The organism is Sphingomonas sp. Ant H11 (assembly GCF_000797515.1).
GTDB lineage: Bacteria > Pseudomonadota > Alphaproteobacteria > Sphingomonadales > Sphingomonadaceae > Sphingomonas.
The window spans coordinates 96,714-118,280 of sequence record NZ_JSBN01000002.1; the positions used below are offsets into that span (position 1 = coordinate 96,714).

Here is a 21,567-nt window from a genome sequence, read left to right on the forward strand (position 1 = left end):
CGGCGCGGCGGTTCTCACCAAAAGATCGGACCTGCCGGGACGATGTGGGCGCACGCACGGGTGGTTGGGCACAGGCGGGGCACACCGTCAGAGCATTCGCTTGGTCAGTGGGCGCCGCCCTCGAAATCGATCACGATCCGCCCCTCGATTTCACCATGATGCATGCGCGCGAAAATATCGTTGATGTTCTCCAGCGTGTCCGTCGTGACGGTCGCGCGAACCTTGCCCTCCGAGGCAAAATCAAGCGCTTCCTGCAGATCGAGCCGCGTGCCGACGATGGAGCCACGAACAGTGATCCCGTTCAGGACCGTGTCGAAAATCGACAGCGGAAAGTCGCCTGGCGGAAGCCCGTTCAACGCCACCGTGCCTCCCCGCCTGACCATGCCGAGTGCTTGCTGGAATGCGATCGGCGACACTGCTGTGACAAGTGCGCCATGGGCGCCACCGATCTCCTTCTTGATGAATGCGGCAGGGTCGACGTTGCGCGCGTTGACGGTGAGATCCGCGCCCAGTCGCTCCGCGAGCACGAGTTTGGCGTCGTCGATGTCGACGGCCACGACATTGAGCCCCATTGCCTTGGCATATTGCACGGCCATATGTCCGAGACCGCCGATGCCCGAGATCGCCACCCAATTACCGGGCCTCGTCTCGGTGACCTTCAGCCCCTTGTAGACCGTCACGCCGGCGCACAGGATCGGAGCGATGTCGATGAACCCGATATTGGCCGGCAGGTGACCGACATAATTGGGATCGGCAAGAACATATTCCGCAAAACTGCCATTCACCGAATAGCCGGTATTTTGCTGGGCCTCGCACAGGGTTTCCCATCCGCCGAGGCAATGAACGCAGTGCCCGCAGGCCGTGTAGAGCCAGGGGACGCCGACACGGTCGCCCTCTTTCACATAGGTCACGCCGCTACCTACCGCGACCACATGACCGACACCCTCATGGCCTGGGATGAAGGGCGGATTGGGCTTCACCGGCCAGTCTCCCTCGGCCGCATGAAGGTCGGTATGACAGACGCCGGTCGCCGCGATCTTCACCAGGATCTGGCCCGGGCCCGGCATCGTGACAGGCACTTCTTCGATCACCAGCGGTTGGCCGAATTCGCGTACGACCGCGGCCTTCATTGTCTTGTTCATAGTGGAGTTCCTTGCGGTGACGGCCGCGCGGGTTAGCCGCAGCCGGAGTGAGCCGGGTCAAAAAAGGCCGAGGGACGTCTCGTCGTAGCTGACCAACAGATTCTTGGTCTGCTGATAGTGGTCGAGCATCATCTTGTGGTTTTCGCGCCCGAATCCGGAGGCCTTGTAACCTCCGAATGCCGCGTGCGCCGGGTAGGCATGGTAGCAATTGGTCCACACCCGGCCCGCCTCGATCGCGCGGCCCAGCCGATAGGCATCATTGCCGCTGCGGGTCCACACGCCGGCGCCCAATCCATAGATGGTGTCGTTGGCGATCGAGATCGCCTCTTCGACCGTCTTGAACGGCGTCACCGACAGGACCGGCCCAAAAATCTCCTCCTGGAAAATCCGCATCTTGTTGTTGCCGACAAACACGGTGGGCTCGACGAAGAAGCCGTCGTCGAACTCGCCTCCCGGACGGCGCGCTGTCCCCCCGTCAGGCACTCGGCGCCTTCCTGCTTGCCGATGTCGATATAGCCCAGGATCTTGTGAAGCTGATCCTCCGATGCCTGCGCGCCCATCTGCGTGAGCGGATCGAGCGGGTCGCCGACCCGGATCGCCCCGACGCGCGCGACCGCTCTTTCGACAAACCGATCGAAGATCGATTCATGGACGAGCGCGCGCGAGGGGCAGGTGCAGACCTCGCCCTTGTTGAACGCGAACAGGGCGAAGCCTTCCAGTGCCTTGTCGAGGAAACTGTCGTCCTCGTTCATGACGTCTGCCAGAAAGATGTTCGGGGACTTTCCGCCCAGCTCCATCGTCTGCGGGATCAGATGCTCGGCGGCATAGCCCATGATCTGCCGGCCGGTCGTCGTTTCGCCGGTGAAGGACACTTTCGCAATCCGCGGATTGGCCGCAATCGCGCGCCCGACCGACGCGCCGGGTCCGGTCACGATATTTACCACCCCAGGCGGCAGGATATCGGCGGTCAGCTCGGCGAACAGCAGCAGCGAAAGAGGTGTCTGCGAGGCCGGCTTGATGACGGTGCAGTTGCCGGCCGCCAGCGCCGGGGCGATCTTCCATGCCGCCATCAGCAGCGGGAAATTCCACGGGATGATCTGCCCGACGACGCCCAGCGGTTCCCTGAAATGGTAGGCGATCGTCTTGTCGTCGATTGTCGAGATCGCCCCTTCTTCTGCGCGGACGCAGCCGGCAAAATAGCGGAAGTGGTCGATGGCCAGCGGCACATCGGCGCCGCGCGTTTCGCGGATCGGCTTGCCGTTGTCCATGGTCTCGGCAAGCGCGAGCAGCTCGAGATTCTCCTCGAGCCGGTCGGCCACGCAATTGAGGATCTTTGCGCGCTCGGCAGGGGCCATGCGCGCCCAGCCCTCCTTCGCCCGGTGAGCAGCGTCCAGCGCTGCCTCCACATCCTCTGGCGAAGACTTGGCGATCTCGGCCAGCTGCCGGCCGTTGATCGGACTATGGTCTGTAAAATATTCCCCGCGAATGGGTTCCACCCATCGGCCGCCAATGAAGTTGCCGTAGCGTGACGGTGCGTGACCCTTCGCCCGGACGGTGTCGATCGCTTGCTGGAACATGAAACGTCTCCGCTACACATGGCCGGGCCCCCAGGTGTGCGGCACCGCGAACCCGATATTCTCCCTCGCAGGAGGGCTGAGTTGGGGTGTGCGAGCTGACGACTTTGCGAAATATTGGGATTGTTACGTAGCTGCTGGGCGACCAATCCGAGGGCGGGATGATGCGCCGCGGATCGGACGCTAGAAGCAGTGTATCGGGGCCGAACGCCGACACCGGCGTCAACGTCAGTAATAATCGGCGAGCGTCAGCCGCCGCACGATACCGGATCCGTCGACGAGCCTAACGTGCGTGCCGGCAGGGAGGAAGCGCCAGCGCCAAAGCTCCCCGCGCGTGTAGCTGGCATTGATTGGCCGACCGTCAATACGGACGATCTGATCGCCGATCGACCAGCCGCTCATCTCGGCCGGACTATGGGCCGCGACGTGGGCGACGGTCAGGGCCGAAGGCGAAACCGCCAAGCCGAAGCCTGAGCGGTCTTTCAGCATCGGAAGCCTGCGCTTTGGCGGCGCCGGGCGCAGCCACAGACTTTCCGCGGTGATATCCATGATCACATCGAATTGCGCGATAAGCGGCAATCCGATGCTGCCCACCGCGCTGTCGGATTGCCAATGATCCAGCCCCGCCACCGGCACCACGACAATGTGGCTCCGCCGATAGCAACGTCGTCCAGGACAAAGGCGGTCACGATCTGAACCCCATCGAGGCTTCCCAACGCCGCGGTCGACCGGGCTTTGCCGGCGAGGAGATTCTGCGCGGCCACCAAGGCGGTGGACAGCATGAGCGCATTTGCACTCCCGAGATCGAAGATGAGCTGCACGGGGCTTCCGCCCCCGATAGACGCGGCGACCAGGAGCTCGCGACGTGTCCCATGCGTCAGAGGGAGGCGACGCCAGCCGCTCCCACCAGCAAAACTCCCCGTCTGCGCGAAGCCGATCCGATCCTGCGTGAAGTCGAGGGCGACACAGCGTCCGGCGAGGATGTCCTCACCCAGGACCAGATCGATCGGGCGGCCGAATGCCGACGATATTGCCGCAAGGTCGCTCACGATGGCGAACGGCAAGCGCCTACGATCGTCGGCGACGGTGAGGGCAACGTCGCTGATCTCGGTGACTTCGACGCGGCCGCCGGTGCCGCGAATGATACGTTTCCCGGATGGGGCGATGCCCAGCCTCTTCACCAGGCGCGTATTGATGATCGAAGCGGCGCTTCCGCTGTCCAGAATGGCGCGGACGGGACTACCGGCCACGTCTGCGGAGATCATCAGCGTATCGCCCATCGCTATCTCCGCAGGCGTCCACGCAAAGGAACCCCACCCTTCGCCTGTGTGGGTGAGAGCCGCCAGAGGGCCGGCAACGGACGAGGCGCCCACAAGCGACGCAGCCGACAGACCGCGGGCGAGAAGCGTTCGACGATCCATCGCGTCGTAATCGTCTCCGTCGTTTTCCAATCAGCCCTGCCTGCTTCTGGGAGACAGCCCGTACGACGATCAAAGCCGCACCGGGGGGTCTCATCGCCCGGTATGATAGTTCGCATGCCGCGCCCGACGGCGGGCATCCGTAACAAAACGTATATTCCCCGAGCGGCACGAACGGCACTTCTGCCGACATCTTCAAACGGATCGAAATCTTGCGGTCCCCTTTCCAATTCTTCGAGGAGCCAAGTCATGCAGAATGTTTTCCGTCGCAAAGCTGGCCTGATCGTCCCCGCCATCGCTGCACTTGTCGCGCTCTCGGCGACACAGGCCTGGGCGGACGAGGCCCCGCCCGTACCGGCGAAACTCGTCAAGCACCAAAACCACCAGGCGCATCAGGCCCATCAGGGAGGGATGAAGCATGGCGCGAGGCAGATGCATGACGAGATGATGCATGACCATCAGATGGGGATGAACGCGTCGGGCGGCATGCAGATGGGATGTGGCGGTACGGCCGGGTGCAAGGACAAAATGCCGATGGCGCCCAAGGCAAAGCCGGACCAGGCACCGCCCGCCGCCAACATGCCCTCCGCGCCCATGGGCGACGACATGTAGGAAACGCGGAAGCGAAGGGCCGACAGCGTTGGCGAGACAGATGCGAGGGTCCGCCGGATACGGATGCCCCATTGGATCCTGACCCTGTGTGCCTTTCGCTTCTTCGGCCAGGTTTCATACGCCTGGCCCCGCCTACCGGGTCCGCCGTGCTACGAACATACATCCGCGTGGCAATCGGCACCGCGGCGTCACTTTAGGGCTGCTTCCGAAAGATCGAATTGATGCGGACTCCACTTCCCCCTTTCGCCGAGACGACCACCGGTCGCAGAGGCTTCGTGCAAGGTCTCTTGCTCGCGACAGCTCTTGCCACGCTGGGTTGGCCCGCCCATGCGTTCGCGGTGCCGGCGGTGACGACGCCGACCGTACTGAGCGGCACTGAACTCGATCTCGAAATCGGCCGGGTCACGGTCAATTATTCCGGAAAAGCCAGTGTCGCCACCGCCGTCAACGGGAGCGTGCCGGGGCCGCTGATCAGGCTGCGCGAAGGCGACGCTGTAACGATCAGGGTCAAGAACAACCTGGACGAAATGACCAGCATCCATTGGCACGGCCTGATTCTGCCGACGGAGATGGATGGCGTGCCAGGGATCAGCTTTGGTGGAATCGCGCCGGGCGAAACCTTTACCTACCGCTTCGTCGTGAAGCAGAGCGGCACCTTCTGGTACCATGCTCATACATTGGCGGAGCAGACGGGCCTCTACGGCCCGATGATCATCGAACCGAAGAGCGAACCGCCTCTCGCAGCGACCGCGATTATACGATCATGCTCAGCGACTGGACGGACGAGGCTCCGCTTCAGGTCTATCTGAACCTGAAGAAGATGAGCGGCTATTATAATTTCGCGCAGCCGACCGTCGGCGATTTTGCGAGCGATGCCGGCAAGCTCGGGCTGAGCGGCGCTCTGTCGAAGCGGGCGATGTGGAACAAGGCGCGCATGAATCCGACCGATCTGAGCGACGTATCGGCCGCTACCTACACCTATCTCCTGAACGGCGCCCCCTCCGCCAGGCGCTGGACGGGAATTGCGAGGAAGGGCGAAAGGGTTCGCCTGCGCTTTATCGGCGCCGGAACCGCCACCTATTTCGACGTTCGGATTCCCGGCCTGATGCTCACGGTCGTCGCCGCCGACGGACAACCCGTCGAGCCGGTCGACGTGGATGAATTCCGGATCGGACCCGGTGAAACCTACGACGTCATCGCGACCATCGCGGACGACAAGGCCTATGCGATCTTCGCCCAGTCCATGGATCGCACCGGCTTTGTCCACGGCGTGCTCGCGCCGCGTGACGGCATGAGCGCGGACATTCCCCCGGTCGATCCGCGCTCCTGGCTCGATCCGATCGACATGATGGGTGGGATGGCCGGGATGGCGGGGATGGGACCGGCCGGTCACGACCATGGCATGGTCGAGACGACACCCAAAGCCCGCCATGCGCGTACCGAATATGGTGCCAATACCGACATGCGCGTCGACTTTCCGCGTACCAATCTCGATGATCCCGGCGTCGGGCTGCGGCGCAATGGGCGCCGGACCCTGACCTATGCGGATCTGAAGACAGCAGGGCCGGCGGCAGACCCCCGCGAACCGCAGCGCGAGATCGAACTCCATCTGACCGGCAACATGGAACGCTTCGTGTGGGCATTCGACGGCGTGAAGCTCAACGATTCGAAGCCCCTGCATTTCACCCCGAACGAACGGCTCAGGATCATCCTCGTCAACGATACGATGATGACCCACCCGATGCACCTGCACGGGATGTGGAGCGATCTTGAATCGCCCGACGGACAGTTCCAGGTCCGCAAGCACACCATTTCGGTGCAACCGGCCCAGCGCGTGGCCTTTCGCGTGACGGCCGACGCGATGGGCCGGTGGGCCTTTCACTGCCACCTTCTCTACCACATGGCGGCGGGCATGTTCCGCGAGGTGGTCGTGGCATGACAAGCTCGCGCTCAACTTGGTTGCTGGCTCTCACCGGGCTCGCGATGACCACCATCACCGAACCCGCGCTCAGCCAGCAGGTGAAACCCGCGGGCAACGCCGAGGCCGCCAGCTCCAATGATCAGGCCATGCCGCCGGATATGCAGATGGGCGACCAGCAAAAAGATGGCAGCAGCGCGCCCCCGATGAACATGCCCGGCATGGACATGAGTGGCGGAAAGCCCGGCGCCGATGCGCGCGACCCGGACGCTTATTCCGACGGCTACAGGAATTCGACGCTGCCCGGCTATGAGATGGCCGACAAAATTTCGGTGGCCAAGGTGCTCGTGGATGAGCTCGAGTTCCTCACGAACAAGCAAGGCCAAGGCATCAGCTGGTCGGGTCAGATTACCAATGGCCCGGACAACGACAAACTCTTGCTGCGGAGCCAGGGCCTGAAACAATCCGGTGAGCGGCTTGATCCGGAATCCTCGGTCGAGGCGTTCTGGTGGCACGGACAGCGCCCGTTTTGGGGAACGATCCTTGGCGTGCGTCAGGACATCGGCCCGGGAGCCCATCGCTGGATCGCCGGGGGGATCGAGGGCCTGGCCCCCTATTGGTTCGATGTCCAGCTGACCGGCTACGTTGGAGACGATGGCCGTCTCGCGGCACGTCTGAAGGCATCCTATGACGTGCTGCTCACCAACCGCCTCATCCTCGTACCGCAGCTGGAATCGAACGCCTACAGCAAGGCGGCTCCCGAGCGCGGGCTCGGCGGAGGCCTGAGCAACCTCGAGCTCGGCTTGCGGATGCGCTACGAGATTCACCGAAAAGTCGCTCCCTATGTCGGCTTTGTATGGGAGCGCTCCTTTGGTGAGACGGCGGATTTTCGTCGCCTTGCTGGCGAAAATCCCACCGAACACCGGTTTGTGGCTGGCTTACGGATCTGGTGGTGAGACGCGCGCTGAACCGCAGCGGCTAAACTTTTTGGAAAGGACCAAATCATGCTTGATCGTCGCGCCGTCATCGGTTCGGGACTCACCTTCGCGGCGCTTACCGGGGCTGTCGCCGCGGCAGGCCCGGCCATCGCGGCGCCAAGGAAGCGTGGTGACGGCATGATGACGCTCGACGAGTGCGTCGACAGCTGTATCGCATCGCACCGCATGTGCCTGGAAACCGCGCGATACTGCACCGAGCAAGGCGCACCGGCTCATATCGAGGCGACGCACATCGCTTTGCTTCTGGACTGCGCGGAGCTCTGCCAGACAACCGCCAATTCCATGCTGCGCCGATCGCCGCAGCATGCCCTGTTGTGCGACGCCTGTGCCCGGATGTGCGAAGCCTGCGCGCGCGATTGCGCGAAGATCTCCGGCGACGCCCGCATGCAGGCCTGCGCCCAGACCTGCAGGGATTGCGCGGCGAGCTGCAAGGAAATGGCCAGTATGGGAATGTGATCTGGCCGGTCACCGCTTGCCTCCGGATCCGCACCCGACGTTCATTCCGCAAGCCACGCGACCGGCCAATCAGCCGCGGGCACGATCGTGCCAGATTTCCGCTGCGGACCGCATGTTTGCCGGCCCCAGGCCACCCGTCTGAGCCAGCAACAACTTCCCGGCGCTTTGCGTTCTGGCGCAACAGCATCTGGCATATCCGTCCCGCACTCATAGGGCGCCGCATCCGAGCCGGCATAAGCACGAGAAGCATTCGTATATTTCCGTAGAGACCCGGCGCGACCCAATTGCGACTTTCAATGCATGGAGGCGGTCATGAACGAGTGCGATATTCCTTACTTGCTACGGCGCGTGCGCGCCCACCGGTCACAGGCAGCGGCGGCGAATTGCCCCGAGGCGCGCTTGATCCACCGACGCTTCGTCGAGAATTATCAGCATTTGCTGGTGGGAATACGGCGGGACCAACTTCGTGAGCGAGGCGACCGGGGAAGCCAGCCTTGTGCTGAACGCGCCTGCCTTTGCGAAGGGCAAGACCCGGAAATGGCCCAGAGCCGTCGCGCAACATCCGCAGCCGCCGCAGCGGGTGAACGTGGAGAAAATGAGGCGGTCCCAGCCATTCGGTACAAGCCGGCCAGCGTACTGGTCCATCACGACCTGACCGCCCTTGGCCGACAGAGCGTTCCTGAAGCCCCTCAGCTTTTCAACGCGAACGTAACTGTCGCGACGGCCAGTGCTGCGACGGCGGCACACCAACGCATCAACCCTGCCGACCGCCAGGCTCAAGCGATGGCGATGGACGCCACAGCCTGAATGGCGCCATTGAGGTTGCCGCTGGATATGCTCTGATGGACTGGACCAACGCCACGCCGCTCGCTGCCTTGACGGGCGGAATATTGATCGGATTGGCGTGCGCGATCATGTTGCTCGGCCTCGGCCGGATAGCGGGCGTGAGCGGCCTCGCCGCGCGTGCCTTCGCCCTCTCACAGACTGGCCCGCCCTGGAGCATCGCTGCGGCTTTCATTGTCGGCCTGCCGTTCGGAGCGGGGATCGTGAACCTGATCTCAGGTCCGGTAATTGCCCGTTTTCCATCCTCGCCGGCGGTGGTCCTGATCGGCGGGCTGCTGGTCGGCTTCGGTACCCGGATGGGCAGCGGCTGTACCAGCGGCCACGGCGTGTGTGGCCTCTCCCGCCTGTCAGCGCGATCGATCGTAGCAACTTTGAGCTTCGTGAGCTTTGGCTTCGCGACCGTCGCGGTGATGCGCGTGCTAGGCGTTTCGTGGTGAGGGTCCGCATCCCTATCGCACTCATTGCCGGGCTCCTGTTTGGCGCAGGACTCGCCTGTTCCGGCATGTCAGATCCGACCCGCGTGCGTGCCTTCCTCGATCTGTTCGGAGGCCGCTGGGACCCTACGCTTGCTTTCGTGATGGGAGGCGCCATCGCCCCGATGGCCTTGGCCTGGGTGATCCGGCGGCGGATGGAGACGCCACTTGCCGACAGCCGCTTCTCGCTGCCGGATGCCCGCGAGATCACCGCGCGCCTGATCGGCGGTAGTGCAATCTTCGGGATCGGCTGGGGAATTGCCGGCCTCTGCCCCGGTCCGGCGATTGCGGACCTTGCCATCCGCCCGACGCTTGCCGCGCCCTTCGTGATCGCGATGCTGGCAGGGTTCGCGGTGCACCGCTTCATCGATCGCCCGAAGATCTGAATCGGAGCCGGCCCTTTGATGTACTTTGACGACGGAGCGAACGAGAGGCGCCTCAATCTTTCAACCGTAACGTCATCGCCGTGACCGCCAACGCGGCGGCAGCGGCAAGCCACAGCATCAAATGCTCCGACGCGCTTGCCCATCCAGTGACGATCGACGCCGCAGCCTGACTGGCGCTCACCGCCGCGTACTGGAGCGCAAGGCCCGAACCTGCGTGCCCGGAGACGCTTTCGACGTCAGATAATTGGTGAGCAGCTTCAGCGTCGCGGTGCTCCAGCCGGCGAGCAGAAATACAGGCACGAGCACCCACAAGGTCCGGGCGAAGACGGCAATGATCAATGCGGCGGCCAGCCCGGCGAGCATTGGCCGCAACAGCCAGGCCGCGCCGACCGTGACTCTGCGCCCTGTGAACGGGACGAGCTGCGCCACCAGCATCGCTCCGCCGCACAGAGCGAACAGCATCGAGACGTTCTCGCGGGACAGATCCCGCGCGCCCGATCCAAGCGACAACGTCAGATGCAGAACGGTGAGGCACCCGGACGCAATGGCCGAGATCAGGAGCAGCGGGACAAGCGCCTCACGCGCTTTCGGGCGTGGAACGCTGCCGACCGGACCAGTGGCACTTTCCCGTGAAACCAGAAGAAGACCGGGCATGGCGATCGCGCTCAATGCAGCTGGCGCCAGGAATGGCGACGTTGCTCCGAGCGCCACCGAAATTTCTCCAAGGAGCGGGCCGGTCAGGTCGCCCGCGAAGACCAGGGCGTTCAGCCAGGTGAACTGACGCGCTCGCCGAACCAGATCTGGTGAACGATCGGCGACCATCGCAAATGCCGTCGGCACGACGGCCGCCGCAAACACGCCATTGAGCAACCGCAAAACATAGAGTCGCTCGAATCCGACCGCGGAATACAACGCCATTGTCAGGCTGAAACCCAACAGCCCCACGACCAGGATCGGCCACCGTTTCCACCGGTCGGAAATCCAGCCCCATAACGGCGCCGACAGACACCCTGCGATCTGGGAAACCGTGACCAGGGCGACGACAAGGCGCCCTCTCGCGAGGGCACTCGCGTCCGGAGACATTTGACCCACCATTCTGGCAGGAATGGCAGGACGACGCTATTACCCAGGGCAACCGCCGTGGCCGCGAAGAGAAGAACGACGAAGCCAAGTTCGCCCCGATCGCGCGCCGCTTCGATGACCGTGGCGGGCAAGCTCGCCTCCATATGCTACGACCCGGCCATGAATACCCGGATCGCGCTGGCCCCGCCCTTGCAGTCACCAGGGCCGGGCGCGCCCGCGAAGAAGATCGCACGCGGAATCGCGCGCATATCCACCATCAGAAGGCGGCGGAGAAAATGCCTTGTGGGACGAGCGCCGGTCCCGGGAAGGTGCGAGGATGTCGCAGAGGTTCCGATCACGCGCGATATTCCATTTCCCTAGCAGTGATCGCTGCCAACTTTCCGCCCGGCGGAGATTACTTCGCCGATGGTCTGTACCAGCACACCATCGCGCAGAGGTTTCTCGAGCACAGCGGCAAAGCCCGCTTCCTGCGCGCTTTCGGCGAGCTTATCCGCGTAATGCGCCGTGATCAGGATCGCCGGCCCACACCAGCCCGCCGACCGAAGCTTCCTCAGGATCGAAATGCCGTCGATGTCCGGCATAAGATAATCGACCACGAGGCAATCGCCCGATTGCGTTTGCGGATCGAGCAGCAAGGCATTGCCACTCGCATAGGACAGGACGCCAAAGCCGCGGGACCGCAACAAGAGATGAAGGGACCTGCGTACCGAGACATCGTCGTCAGACAACAGGATCAGGGCCGCTTTCTCGCTCGTTTGGTGATCGATAACGCCCATGACCGACGATGCTGCCTCTTCGCTGATCCACCCTCGGATCCTGGGCATGCATCGCAAATGAACAGGAGGCCGTCGCTACGTAGTGATCCCAAGCTCACGATTCCGGCGCATCGCCCAATCCGGCCGAAAACGCGATCCTCAGCGCGTCCGACAGGCTATGCACTTCGAGCTTGGTCATGAGGTTCGCCCGATGAACTTCCACCGTTCGAGTCGATATGTCGAGATCATAGGCGATCGTCTTGTTGGGAAAGCCGTTGGCGAGGCCGATGAGAACCTCTCGTTCGCGAGGCGTGAGCACGGCGACCCGCACCCTCGCCTCCGCCTCTCGAAGCGACCGCGCGTCGGAATTATCGAGTCTCGAGAATGCCACGCCGATCGAGGCCAGGAGCGCGGTCTTCTCGAACGGCTTCTCCAGGAAATCGACCGCCCCTGCCTTCATGACGCGAACCGCGATCCCGACATCGCCATGCCCGGTCAAAACGATCACCGGCATGGTGACACCACGCTCTGCAAGCACCTCCTGGACCTCGAGCCCGTCCATGCCGGGCATGCGAACGTCGAGCAGAATGCATCCCGGCTCAGCGGTCTTGACGGCTTTCAGAAACGCAATGCCGGAGGCATAGGTCTGGACGGCGAATCCCGATGTCTTCAGCATGAAGCCGGCCGACTTGCGGATGGATTCTTCGTCATCGACCAAATGGACAATACGTTTAGGCGTCATGCTCATCCTCCGGGCGGGCCTGCATCAAGGTGAAATGAAAAGCAGCGCCTCCGTTCGGCGCGCCGTCGGTCCAGATCCGGCCGCCATGGGCTTCGATGATCGTTCGACAGATCGAAAGGCCAAGGCCCATGCCGTCGGTCTTGCTGCTCACAAAGGCTTCGAAAAGTTGGGGCGCGACCTGCTCGGATATGCCTGGGCCCGTGTCCGCCACGGACACCTGAACCATTGCCTTCGGCCGCCGCCGCGTCGTGATCGTGAGGTCGCGAATGGCGACCTGCGCCATCGCCTCGACCGCATTGCGGATCAGATTCACGAGGACCTGCTGAACCTGTATGCGATCGGCGAGCACCGGCGAGGCCGCCGGATCAAAATCGAAAAAACTGCGAACGCCTCGTTCACGGGCGCCGACAAGGCCGAGAGCAGCGGCTTCCTCAAACAGCCGCGGCAAATCCTCGATCCGCTTCTCGGTCTCCCCTCGCGCCACGAAATCACGAAGTCTTCGGACGATATGCCCCGCGCGGTGGGACTCCTTAGCTGCCTCGTCGAGCGCGTCGCGCACGATCGCGACGGTCTCGGCATCGGGATCGACAAGCAGGTCGCGCGTCGTTTCCAGATAATTGGCGATCGCGGTAAGCGGCTGGTTCAACTCATGGGCCAGCGTCGACGCCATCGTGCCCATCGCGCTGAGGCGCGAGACGTGAATCAATTCGGCTTGCAGCTCCTTGAGCTGCAGTTCGTTGCGGTCGCTTTCTGTCAGGTCGTGAATGAAGCCCGTGAAGACCCGGTGGCCACGGTGACCGGCCTCTCCGATCGAGAGTTCCATCGGAAAGGTGGTACCGTCCCGCCGTTGGCCAACGACGATCCTGCCAATACCGATGATCCGCCGTTCGCTCGTCGACAGATATCGGCCGATATAGGAATCATGCCGTTCACGGTCTGGGGACGGCATGAGGCTGCTCACATTGGCGCCGAGCACCTCTGCTTCCGAATATCCGAACAAGCGCTCGGCCGCGGCGCTGAAGGACGTTATCAGCCCGCGCTCATCGATGATGACCATGGCATCGGGAACTGTATCCAGGATCGACTGGAGGTGCTGCTCGCGGGCAACGATCGCTTCCTTGGTCGCGGCTTCATCGGTCGTGTCGCGCAGGATCTTGCCATAGCCGCTCAGCTGGCCGGTTTCATCCCGGAGCGCCGTCGTCGTCAGATGTGCGAGAAACTCTGACCCGTTTTTCCGGACGCGCCACGACTCCTGCTCGACCCTGCCAAGCTGCTCGACCTGCGCGAGGTGCCTGTCCGCAACGCCCGCCGCGACATCTTCCGCGCAATACAGGAACGAATGGTGTTTCCCGATCGCGTCGGAGCTGGCCCATCCCGTAATGTCTTCACAGCCCTTGTTCCAGACTGTTACGAGGCCCCCAAGGTCAAGCGCATAAACGGCGTAATTTGGTGCGCTCTCCACAACCTGGAGGATCGTGCCCGAAGCAGCATCATGCCGATTTGCCTTGTCGCCCTCAATCATGCCCCCGTCCATCTCCTCGTCATCCACAGTCAAACAAGGTTGGAATGGATTTGCGGACAGGCGCCGACAGGCGTCGGAGGCAGGGTTTCTGCCATCGTTCCCGCCATGCACCCGGCGAGCGAAAATCGGCGTTGGCTTTCGAAACGAGACATCAAGCGTGGCTCCCCATAACCCTATACGCAGGAGCAGCGGTTACCCCTCACGCTCCGTTTCCAGTCCTTCGATGGACCGGACATCGTCCGGATGGCCGTTGTGGACCTTGGACCATAGTCCAGGGTCAAGCGGTATCGACGAGCCGGGCGCGTTCATGATGACACGCGGATAGCGTTGAATGCGGGTGGGAGGGCCGGTCGCTGTCGATCGAGGGGCAAGAAAACGTGGCGTTGGCTGCCGCGATGAGCTGCACCCGCTGTTCGCTGGTCTTCTGCGAGTTTCCGGACGGGATCAGGCGACCGTGAATTGCCCCATCATGCCTTCATCCTCATGTTCCAGGATATGGCAATGATACATAAAAGGTGCTTTCGTCGCCGGCTGGTCGAACCGGACCAACAGTTCCACCGCCTCCTTCACGACGATCGTATCGCGAGGCCCCTGATCGAGAACGTCCGGGTCGTCGCCATCGCGGCGTAGCACATCGAAATGCACGCCATGGATATGGAAGGGATGTGGCATCTTCCGCCCGGAGACTTTCCATATCTCGACGTCCCCGAGGCGGACTTCCTCATCGATGCGGCCAATGTCGAACGACCTGTCGTTGATCGTGAGGGCGTCGCCATCGCTGCCCATCATCCCCTCCCCTTCCGTCGACATATTGAGCACGAAGCGCCGGCGCGTTACGGCCGCATCGGGATCTGGCACGGTGCGTGCTGCCAGGAGCGTTGGGACAGGGGCTGCGGCCCGCCCGCCCAAGCCTGGGCGCGGCGAGAAGGCCAGCACCGTCTCCGTCGTTGAAGCGTCGTCTTCATCGTCGTGATGGCCGCCCATCATGCCCATGCCTCCCATCATTCCCATCATCGACGCGTTCGCATCTTGGCCGGTGACCAGGGAGACCGGCTGGCCGTCGGCGAAGCTGACCAGTATCTCTGCACGCTGACCCGGCGCCAGGGTGATGGCCTGCAGTTCAACGGACCTCGCCAGGAGACCGCCCTCGGTGCCGATCCAATGAAACGTCCGATCATCGCTGAACGAAAGCTCATAGATGCGGGCGTTCGAACCGTTCACGAGCCGCAGCCGCACCAGACCGTTCGGAACGTCGGCGCGAGGCGTGGGTGCGCCGTTGACCAGGATGGTGTTGCCGCGGCGGCCCTGCGACGCAATCATCATGCCGGTCGGCATGACCAGACGGCCGTCCTCGAATTGCCGATCCTGGATCAGTACCGGGAGATCATCCACGCCATAGTCCGATGGCAGGCCAAGCCCCTGCTCTTCCTCGTCCGTCACGACCAGCATGCCCGCCAGCCCGGAATAGACTTGCTCGCCCGTCAAACCATGCGCGTGCGAATGATAGAAGAGGGTCGCCGCCGGCTGGCGGATCGGTAGCGTAGGACGCCAGGTCGCACCGGATGCGATCAGCTGGTGCGGGCTGCCATCCAGTTCTCCCGGCACCAGCAGCCCGTGCCAGTGAACCGTCGTATCGGCCGACAGGCTATTGCGGACGGCCATCGTCACATCGTCGCCGCGATGAACCCGCAGCGTCGGGCCGAGATAGCTGCCATTATATCCGAGCGTGGTGCTTCGCCGGCCCGGGAAGAACGCGGTCTCGCCCTTTTGTGCCTGCAGGCTGATCAGCTGGCCCTGTTGGCGCGCATCGATCAGGCGCGGGATCGGAAGCGTCCCGGCACGCTCGGGCGACGCGAATTTTCGGGTACACGCCGCCGCCAGGAGCAGGCCCCCGCCCGCCAGCAATGTCCGCCGGTCCAATAACGTCATGGCCGCCTCTTGGTTAGCGCGTAGCGCCGGTTTGCAAAATGAGCATTCAGCGCGCCACCAGCTTATCGATCATCGGACAGGCTCGCCGGCCGTTGCCCCGGCATTGTCCGGCGACATCGAGCAGCGCCACGCGCATCGCCTCGATGCTGCCGGCGCAACCATGAATGGGGAAGACCGCTCGCAACATGCGTATTGATACGGATGGCAGTGCCGCAAACGTATGCAAGGCAGTCACGTCGCCACCGGCGTCATCTCAGCCACCCTTACTCCGATACCGTCCGGGTTCGGCCGCGTGCGCGTGCTCCGGCCGCCAGCTCAACCACCTCGGCGGTGATTTCCTCCTGACGCGTCAGTCGTTCCTCACGTTCAAGTGCCTGGAGTCCACCCCGATCATTGTATCCTTTGACACGGTTGCCGTCCTTTCCGCTCAGTGGTCCTAACTCCACTATCCTGGCACATCTCGATGCCGTCTGGGGAGGGCGGCAACCACCCCATCTCGTTTGACCGCTGACCACCCATCACTCGCCGCCTTTCGTGAGGGTCCGCGAGCTGTCCTAATCTGCCGCCCTCAACAAGACCGGGTTCCGGCGGCGCTTACGACCGGATCGCGTAGGATGCGAAGTCGGATAACCGCAGAGGGCGTATCAGAGCCCCGCCATTGGTATGCGGATTGGGACTCATCTGTCTGTCGCCAGCCATCGCAACGGCTGCAATTTCAGGCCGAAGCCGACTGCGATCGTCGAACAGCTCGGCATAAATCGCACGCCATGCACCGTTGACACAGCGGTAGAGCTTCGTACCAGTGGTCGGCATCAGCCACAGCCGCTCGCGCACGGCGCCGATCGGCAAGCGCGAGGCGACTTGCCGATCGAATTGGGGTCAGTCGCCGCCCGAGATCACCGCAACATCGACCACGGCCAGCAGACGCGCGAACGTCGCCCCCATTTCAGCCGATAAAGGGCGCTTGCTCTCCGCAAGCGTCCCGTCGAGGTCGAACACGATCAGCCATTTCATGCTGCGTTGAGCGCCGGATCGCGGTAGGCGAGCAGCCGCAGAGCGTTGAACACGACCAGCAGCGTCGAGCCTTCATGCATCGCGACCGCCGGGCCGATGCCCAGGCCGAGGATTGTCGCCGGCACGAGGAACGCGACGACGCCGAGGCTGACGAACACATTCTGCCGGATGATGCCGCGGGTGTGGCGGCTCAGCCCCACCGCGAAGGGCAGATGCGCGAGATCGTCAGCCATCAGCGCGACGTCGGCTGTTTCCAGCGCCACGTCCGAGCCCGCAGCGCCCATTGCGATGCCGACGGTCGCCGACGCCATCGCCGGCGCGTCGTTGACGCCATCGCCAACCATCGCAACTTTGTCCTCGCCAGCGAGCTTCTTGATCGAGGCAACCTTGTCCTCCGGCATCAGGTCGCCCCATGCCTCGTCGAGCCCGACATCCTTGGCGATGGCGTCCGCCACCTTCTGATGATCGCCCGAGATCATGATCATCCGGGTGATGCCCATCTCGCGCAGCCGCTTGAGCGCGACCTTGGCCGCTTCGCGCGGCGTATCCATCAGCCCGATCGCGCCGATGTCCTTGTCGCCTTTGCGCACCACCATCGTCGTGCGCCCGCCCTCGCGCAGGGTGGCGATGGCGTCGGTCGCGGCCGCGTTCAGCGTGGGGATACCCTCCTTGCCGAACATCTCGGCCTTGCCGATCCATACCGTCTCGCCGTCGACGGTCGCGGTGACGCCGCGTCCGGTCAGGCTCTTGAGGTCGGTCGCGGTCGGCAGCTCGCGCCCGCCCAACCGCTCGCGTCCATCCTTCACAATCGCCTGTGCCAGCGGGTGATCGCTCAACCCCTCAACCGCGATGGCGAGCGCCAACAGATCCTCTTCGCTCGCGCCGTCGACGGGGACGACATCGGTGATGCGCGGCCGGCCTTCCGTCAGTGTCCCCGTCTTGTCGAAGGCGATCGCCTTTAGCGAGCCGAGGTTTTCGAGCGGTGCGCCGCCCTTTACCAGCACGCCGCCACGGGCGGCCCGCGCGACGCCGGACAGCACCGCGCTGGGTGTAGCGATCGCTAGCGCGCAGGGGCTGGCCGCGACCAGCACCGCCATCGCGCGATAGAAGCTGTCGCGGAACGGCTCGTCGACCACGACCCACGCGAACAGCAGGATGAACGAGAGCGCCAGGACCGCCGGCACGAAGACGCGCTCGAACCGATCGGTGAAGCGCTGCGTTGGGGACTTCTGCGTCTCCGCTTCGCTCACCATCTTCACGACCTTGGCGAGCGCGCTTTCGTTGGAACGCCGCGTCACTTCGATCTCGATCGCCGCACCGCCATTGATCGTGCCGGCGAACACCCGCGACGTCGCCTCGACCGCATCGGGCTTCGCGCGCGCCGCCTCGACATCGGCGACCGGCTCCTTGTCGACCGGAATGCTCTCGCCGGTGACGGGGGCCTGGTTGATCGCGCTCGACCCCTTGATGACGAAGCCGTCGGCGGGCAGGCGTTCGTTGGGGCGCACGACCACGATGTCGCCGACCACCAGCTCCTCGACCGGGATCTCCGTCGTCTGCCCGTCACGGCGCACCGTCGCCTTGTCGGGCGCGAGTTCGGCCAGCGCCTCGATCGCGCGCTTGGCGCGACCCATCGCATAATGCTCGAGCGCATGGCCGAGGCTGAACAGGAACAGCAGCAGCGCGCCTTCCGCCCAGGCGCCGAGCGCCGCGGCGCCGGCGGCCGCGACGAGCATCAGCGTATCGATCTCGAATTTCTTGAGCTTCAGATTGTCGATCGCCTCGCGCAGCGTGAAGAAGCCGCCGAACACATAGGCGCCGACATAGAAAGCGGTCGGCAGCCAGTCGGGCGCGCCCGCGACCAGCTTCTCGATCGCGAAGCCGATCGCCAGCAGCGCGCCGCATGCCAGCGCGAAGATCAGCTCGGTATTAGGGCCGAGGAAATTGGCGTGGGCATGGTCGTGGCGATCCCCCGGCCCATGCTTATCCGCGCCTTCGCCGTGATCGTGCCCGGCATGGTCGCCGGAGTTGTGATCGTGTCCGGCATGATCACCGGCCTGATCGGAGCCAGTCCGCTTGCCGGGTTTGACCTTGAGCCTGCCCAGTGCCGCGAGGATCGCCGCTTCGTCGACGCGTTCTTTGTCATATTCGACACGGACGCTGCCCGAGGCGCTGGCATCGGCCTGCAATACGCCGGGCACCTGGGACAGGGTTTCCCCGACGGTACGGGCGCGGCGTTCGTGGCCGATCCCTTCGACCTGCCATGTCACATGACCGTATCGCCCGCTGATCTCGGCGCCTGCCGCCCGCACCATGTCGCGCACGCGTGACAGCGGCAGCGCTTCGCCGTCGAAATGGATGCAGAGCTTTGCCGCCGTATCGCCGTCGGCGGGCAGGACATGCGCGCGCTCGACGCCGCGCTTGGCGCTCAACGTCGAGACGAGGCGCCCGACACAGGCATCGGCCGCGTCGGGAACCTCGGGCAGAAGGACGGGAATATCGAGTTCGAGCTTTTCGGTCATCACGCCGTCTCCGCGTTGGTCTTGGTTTCTGCGCGCGCATCACGCAGGATTTCGATGCCGCCCTTGATCGCGATAAGGGCGGTAGCCAGGCCGACCAGTAGATCGGGCCAATTCGTTCCCAGCCAGAGCACCAACGCCCCAGCAATCAGGATGCCGCCGTTAGAGATGAAGTCGTTGAAGCTGAACGTGGTCGCGGCGCGTAGATTAACATCGGGCTGCTTGAGCCGTTGCAGCAGTCGCAGACAGATATAGTTCACGACGCCGGCAATCGCCGACATCACCATCATTGTCGGCCCGATCGGGTCGCTGCCCTGGATATAGCGGCGGCCGACGTCAATCAGGATGCCGCCGGCGAAGATCAGCAGCATGACGCCGGACACTGTTGCAGCCCGCGTCTTCCAAGCGCGTCCCTGACTCAGGGCAATCAGGCTGAGGGCATAGACCGCGGTGTCGGAGAGGTTGTCGACGCCATTGGCGATAAGCGCGCTGGAATCGCCGATCAGGCCGGTCACGAAGAAGCCCGCGGCGATCACTACGTTGAGCAGCAGCACGATCCAGAGCGTGCGGCGCTCGACTGAAACCTGCCCATCCGGGGAAGCCGTCATACCATGATTTCCTCGATCAGCAGGAGGACGAGGAAGCCGACGAAGAACATCGCGCTAATAAGCGGCGAGTCCGGCTTCTCGTGCGCTTCGACCAGCAGCTCTTCGGTGACGAGATAGAGTAGCGCCATAAGACCGAAGCTCAGGAAGCCGGTGATCCATATCGGCGTCAGCAACGCCACCGGCTGTGCGATCAGCGCGCCGATCGGCACCAGCACCGCCAGCGCGCAGGTCAGGCCGATCGCTTTCATCTTGCGATACCGGCCTGCCAGATCGTTGGTGAGGGTCAGGGCCAGGAACAGCACTTCGAGGGTCAGCGCGACGGCCAGCAAAGAACCCGCCTTCTCGCCGGCGATAAAGGCGAGGCCGAGAACAAGGCCGTCTATCGCCAGATCAAGACCGATCGCGGCGAGCAGCGCGACCGGCCCCCTGAACCGGCTTTCCGCCGCCTTCAGGCCGAGCATCACAGCGACGCCCAGCGCTCCGCCGATCAACGTTGCGGTCGGAGAACTGCCGTGCATCACCAGCGGCAGGATCTCCGTCGCAGCGGCGGCGAACACCACGCCGGCCGCGAGGTGCTGCATGGCCGCGACCAGCTTCTCGCCGGGCGTGCGCCATCCGGCGACTAGCGCGCCGATCATGATCGCGATCATGGGGATCAAGGAGAATTTGAGCGCTGCCATCGTCAGCGCCCCTCTGGGCCGGGTGAATTGGTCACAAGCTCGTTGCCTTCCTGCACAGGACCGGATGCTTGTCCGCTTCCTCGATTTTGATTTCGCTGCCCGAGAAGGTCGCGCTCATCGTGTCGCCGACATATTGGAGGCCGGGTGCCGGCGCGGTCAGGACGATCGGCGCCGCGTTCGCATCGCGGCGCAGCTCGAGCGCCAAGCCCTCATCCTTGAAGTCGACGAGGAGCGGGCGATTGTCCTCGCACCGATAGGGGTGACGACCGCGGGTTCCGCTCGCATCCCCGCTGTCGCCGGCGTGGATTTCCTGTTCGGTCGGCGGCCCTTTGCGAGGCTGTTCGGAACAACCCGATAACGTCAGCACAACGCATATGCCGGCGATTCCAATCCGAAATCGCGTCATGTGTGTCGCCGGGCACATCCTGATACTCATAAAAGCCATTGAGCAGCTCCGATGACGCCGGCGATCGTGACGATGACGCCAACCAGGATCAGCTTTTCACGGCGCGGATCGGCGACGTTTCGTATTCGCGCCGCGACCTGCCAGGCAGGGCGCACCGGGACGCGCCAAGACCCGGACGCGATCCGGTCCAGCTCGGTATCCGAAAGGCGGAAAAACGATTTCACGTCAGTCCGAGAGCGTCCCGTGAGACCCGTCACGCGAAAAACCGGGTCGGCCCAAGCCAGTTCGATGGCGCTTGGATTCGCGGCCATCGGTGAGATGTCGTCGCCCGCTGCCCATGACGGACGCAGCAGCGCGATAAGCCGGTGCGGATCGCGTTCGAGCAGAGAAGCCCAGCGCACCAAGCGTGAACGACGGTCGCCGCTCGGGAGCGCGGACACCGGCTCGGATTGCCCACCACTCTTCGGCACTCGCCATTTCATGCGCGTG

Annotated in this window: 20 protein-coding genes and 3 pseudogenes; 7 read left to right on the forward strand and 16 right to left on the reverse strand. The window is 63.8% G+C overall.

Annotation, left to right across the window (positions count from 1 at the left end):
- Window positions 1-104: 104 nt before the first annotated feature.
- The 4 genes and pseudogenes from adhP to NW75_RS25585 form a co-directional block, all read right to left on the reverse strand.
- Window positions 105-1,142 carry an alcohol dehydrogenase AdhP gene (adhP, locus tag NW75_RS00705; RefSeq protein WP_033963068.1) on the reverse strand — a complete coding sequence of 346 codons (1,038 nt, stop codon included), beginning with the start codon at window positions 1,140-1,142 and terminating at the stop codon, window positions 105-107.
- 57 nt (window positions 1,143-1,199) lie between these two features.
- A pseudogene (locus NW75_RS00710) lies at window positions 1,200-2,719 on the reverse strand (aldehyde dehydrogenase family protein).
- Between the two features lie 225 nt (window positions 2,720-2,944).
- Window positions 2,945-3,346, reverse strand: a complete 402-nt coding sequence (locus tag NW75_RS25580; RefSeq protein WP_231564849.1) for a PDZ domain-containing protein — start codon at window positions 3,344-3,346, stop codon at window positions 2,945-2,947.
- The gene (locus tag NW75_RS25585) at window positions 3,268-3,996 is read right to left on the reverse strand and encodes a retropepsin-like aspartic protease (protein ID WP_231564850.1); all 729 of its coding nucleotides are present in this window, start codon (window positions 3,994-3,996) and stop codon (window positions 3,268-3,270) included. The genes NW75_RS25580 and NW75_RS25585 overlap by 79 nt, the downstream gene beginning before the upstream one ends.
- Window positions 3,997-4,383: 387 nt before the next feature.
- Here NW75_RS25585 and NW75_RS22585 point away from each other — a divergent pair, with 387 nt between their 5' ends.
- The 7 genes and pseudogenes from NW75_RS22585 (at window position 4,384) to NW75_RS00755 (ending at window position 9,820) form a co-directional block, all read left to right on the forward strand.
- The gene (locus tag NW75_RS22585) at window positions 4,384-4,746 is read left to right on the forward strand and encodes a hypothetical protein (protein WP_052191971.1); all 363 of its coding nucleotides are present in this window, start codon (window positions 4,384-4,386) and stop codon (window positions 4,744-4,746) included.
- 221 nt (window positions 4,747-4,967) lie between these two features.
- Window positions 4,968-6,685, forward strand: a pseudogene (locus NW75_RS00730) (copper resistance system multicopper oxidase).
- Window positions 6,686-6,729: 44 nt separating this feature from the next.
- On the forward strand, window positions 6,730-7,620 hold the full coding sequence (locus NW75_RS00735; RefSeq protein WP_370569401.1) for a copper resistance protein B: 891 nt from the start codon (window positions 6,730-6,732) through the stop codon (window positions 7,618-7,620).
- Window positions 7,621-7,668: 48 nt separating this feature from the next.
- A complete protein-coding gene (locus tag NW75_RS00740; RefSeq protein WP_024018487.1) occupies window positions 7,669-8,118 on the forward strand; it encodes a four-helix bundle copper-binding protein in 450 nt (149 codons plus the stop codon).
- A gap of 312 nt (window positions 8,119-8,430) precedes the next feature.
- On the forward strand, window positions 8,431-8,925 hold the full coding sequence (locus tag NW75_RS24190; RefSeq protein ID WP_130752805.1) for a hypothetical protein: 495 nt from the start codon (window positions 8,431-8,433) through the stop codon (window positions 8,923-8,925).
- A gap of 35 nt (window positions 8,926-8,960) precedes the next feature.
- The gene (locus tag NW75_RS00750; protein WP_024018485.1) at window positions 8,961-9,398 is read left to right on the forward strand and encodes a YeeE/YedE family protein; all 438 of its coding nucleotides are present in this window, start codon (window positions 8,961-8,963) and stop codon (window positions 9,396-9,398) included.
- Window positions 9,395-9,820 (forward strand): DUF6691 family protein, encoded by a 426-nt coding sequence (locus NW75_RS00755; RefSeq protein ID WP_031308708.1) that lies wholly within the window; start codon window positions 9,395-9,397, stop codon window positions 9,818-9,820. The genes NW75_RS00750 and NW75_RS00755 overlap by 4 nt, the downstream gene beginning before the upstream one ends.
- 52 nt (window positions 9,821-9,872) lie before the next feature.
- Here NW75_RS00755 and NW75_RS27155 read toward each other — a convergent pair whose 3' ends face one another.
- The 12 genes and pseudogenes from NW75_RS27155 to NW75_RS00810 form a co-directional block, all read right to left on the reverse strand.
- Entirely contained in the window at window positions 9,873-10,001 is a 129-nt protein-coding gene (locus tag NW75_RS27155) for a hypothetical protein (protein WP_269430242.1), read from the reverse strand.
- Window positions 9,998-10,915, reverse strand: coding sequence for an MFS transporter (locus tag NW75_RS00760; RefSeq protein ID WP_081988559.1), 918 nt, complete (start codon window positions 10,913-10,915; stop codon window positions 9,998-10,000). Before NW75_RS00760 ends, NW75_RS27155 begins: the two co-directional genes overlap by 4 nt.
- A gap of 344 nt (window positions 10,916-11,259) precedes the next feature.
- Window positions 11,260-11,679: a response regulator gene (locus tag NW75_RS00765; protein WP_052191973.1), complete on the reverse strand. Its 420-nt coding sequence runs from the start codon at window positions 11,677-11,679 to the stop codon at window positions 11,260-11,262.
- Window positions 11,680-11,773: 94 nt separating this feature from the next.
- Window positions 11,774-12,400, reverse strand: a complete 627-nt coding sequence (locus tag NW75_RS00770) for a response regulator transcription factor (protein ID WP_033963074.1) — start codon at window positions 12,398-12,400, stop codon at window positions 11,774-11,776.
- Complete coding sequence (locus NW75_RS00775) at window positions 12,390-13,922, reverse strand: PAS domain-containing sensor histidine kinase (protein ID WP_033963157.1); 1,533 nt, start codon at window positions 13,920-13,922, stop codon at window positions 12,390-12,392. Before NW75_RS00775 ends, NW75_RS00770 begins: the two co-directional genes overlap by 11 nt.
- Before the next feature lie 444 nt (window positions 13,923-14,366).
- The gene (locus tag NW75_RS00780; RefSeq protein ID WP_231564851.1) at window positions 14,367-15,827 is read right to left on the reverse strand and encodes a multicopper oxidase family protein; all 1,461 of its coding nucleotides are present in this window, start codon (window positions 15,825-15,827) and stop codon (window positions 14,367-14,369) included.
- Between the two features lie 750 nt (window positions 15,828-16,577).
- Window positions 16,578-16,865: pseudogene (locus NW75_RS00785) on the reverse strand (HAD family hydrolase); the annotation flags it as partial.
- A complete protein-coding gene (locus NW75_RS00790) occupies window positions 16,862-19,387 on the reverse strand; it encodes a heavy metal translocating P-type ATPase (RefSeq protein WP_010405585.1) in 2,526 nt (841 codons plus the stop codon). The pseudogene NW75_RS00785 and the gene NW75_RS00790, both read right to left, overlap by 4 nt.
- Complete coding sequence (locus NW75_RS00795; protein ID WP_010405584.1) at window positions 19,387-19,992, reverse strand: cation diffusion facilitator family transporter; 606 nt, start codon at window positions 19,990-19,992, stop codon at window positions 19,387-19,389. The genes NW75_RS00790 and NW75_RS00795 overlap by 1 nt, the downstream gene beginning before the upstream one ends.
- Window positions 19,989-20,672, reverse strand: coding sequence for a ZIP family metal transporter (locus NW75_RS00800; protein WP_010405583.1), 684 nt, complete (start codon window positions 20,670-20,672; stop codon window positions 19,989-19,991). The genes NW75_RS00795 and NW75_RS00800 overlap by 4 nt, the downstream gene beginning before the upstream one ends.
- 31 nt (window positions 20,673-20,703) lie before the next feature.
- Window positions 20,704-21,039 (reverse strand): hypothetical protein, encoded by a 336-nt coding sequence (locus NW75_RS00805; RefSeq protein ID WP_231564852.1) that lies wholly within the window; start codon window positions 21,037-21,039, stop codon window positions 20,704-20,706.
- A gap of 65 nt (window positions 21,040-21,104) precedes the next feature.
- Window positions 21,105-21,560: a hypothetical protein gene (locus NW75_RS00810; RefSeq protein ID WP_010405581.1), complete on the reverse strand. Its 456-nt coding sequence runs from the start codon at window positions 21,558-21,560 to the stop codon at window positions 21,105-21,107.
- Between the last annotated feature and the right edge of the window lie 7 nt (window positions 21,561-21,567).

What these genes read in the sequence shown, in the direction of transcription:
- NW75_RS00770 (WP_033963074.1), bottom strand. Translation starts at nt 12,400, where the DNA reads ATGACGCCTAAACGTATTGTCCATTTGGTCGATGACGAAGAATCCATC.
- NW75_RS00790 (WP_010405585.1), bottom strand. Translation starts at nt 19,387, where the DNA reads ATGACCGAAAAGCTCGAACTCGATATTCCCGTCCTTCTGCCCGAGGTT.
- NW75_RS24190 (WP_130752805.1), top strand. Translation starts at nt 8,431, where the DNA reads ATGAACGAGTGCGATATTCCTTACTTGCTACGGCGCGTGCGCGCCCAC.
- NW75_RS00750 (WP_024018485.1), top strand. Translation starts at nt 8,961, where the DNA reads ATGGACTGGACCAACGCCACGCCGCTCGCTGCCTTGACGGGCGGAATA.
- NW75_RS00800 (WP_010405583.1), bottom strand. Translation starts at nt 20,672, where the DNA reads ATGGCAGCGCTCAAATTCTCCTTGATCCCCATGATCGCGATCATGATC.
- adhP (WP_033963068.1), bottom strand. Translation starts at nt 1,142, where the DNA reads ATGAACAAGACAATGAAGGCCGCGGTCGTACGCGAATTCGGCCAACCG.
- NW75_RS00765 (WP_052191973.1), bottom strand. Translation starts at nt 11,679, where the DNA reads ATGGGCGTTATCGATCACCAAACGAGCGAGAAAGCGGCCCTGATCCTG.
- NW75_RS25585 (WP_231564850.1), bottom strand. Translation starts at nt 3,996, where the DNA reads ATGGGCGATACGCTGATGATCTCCGCAGACGTGGCCGGTAGTCCCGTC.
- NW75_RS00760 (WP_081988559.1), bottom strand. Translation starts at nt 10,915, where the DNA reads ATGGTGGGTCAAATGTCTCCGGACGCGAGTGCCCTCGCGAGAGGGCGC.
- NW75_RS22585 (WP_052191971.1), top strand. Translation starts at nt 4,384, where the DNA reads ATGCAGAATGTTTTCCGTCGCAAAGCTGGCCTGATCGTCCCCGCCATC.
- NW75_RS00735 (WP_370569401.1), top strand. Translation starts at nt 6,730, where the DNA reads ATGACCACCATCACCGAACCCGCGCTCAGCCAGCAGGTGAAACCCGCG.
- NW75_RS00795 (WP_010405584.1), bottom strand. Translation starts at nt 19,992, where the DNA reads ATGACGGCTTCCCCGGATGGGCAGGTTTCAGTCGAGCGCCGCACGCTC.
- NW75_RS00775 (WP_033963157.1), bottom strand. Translation starts at nt 13,922, where the DNA reads ATGATTGAGGGCGACAAGGCAAATCGGCATGATGCTGCTTCGGGCACG.
- NW75_RS00740 (WP_024018487.1), top strand. Translation starts at nt 7,669, where the DNA reads ATGCTTGATCGTCGCGCCGTCATCGGTTCGGGACTCACCTTCGCGGCG.
- NW75_RS00810 (WP_010405581.1), bottom strand. Translation starts at nt 21,560, where the DNA reads ATGAAATGGCGAGTGCCGAAGAGTGGTGGGCAATCCGAGCCGGTGTCC.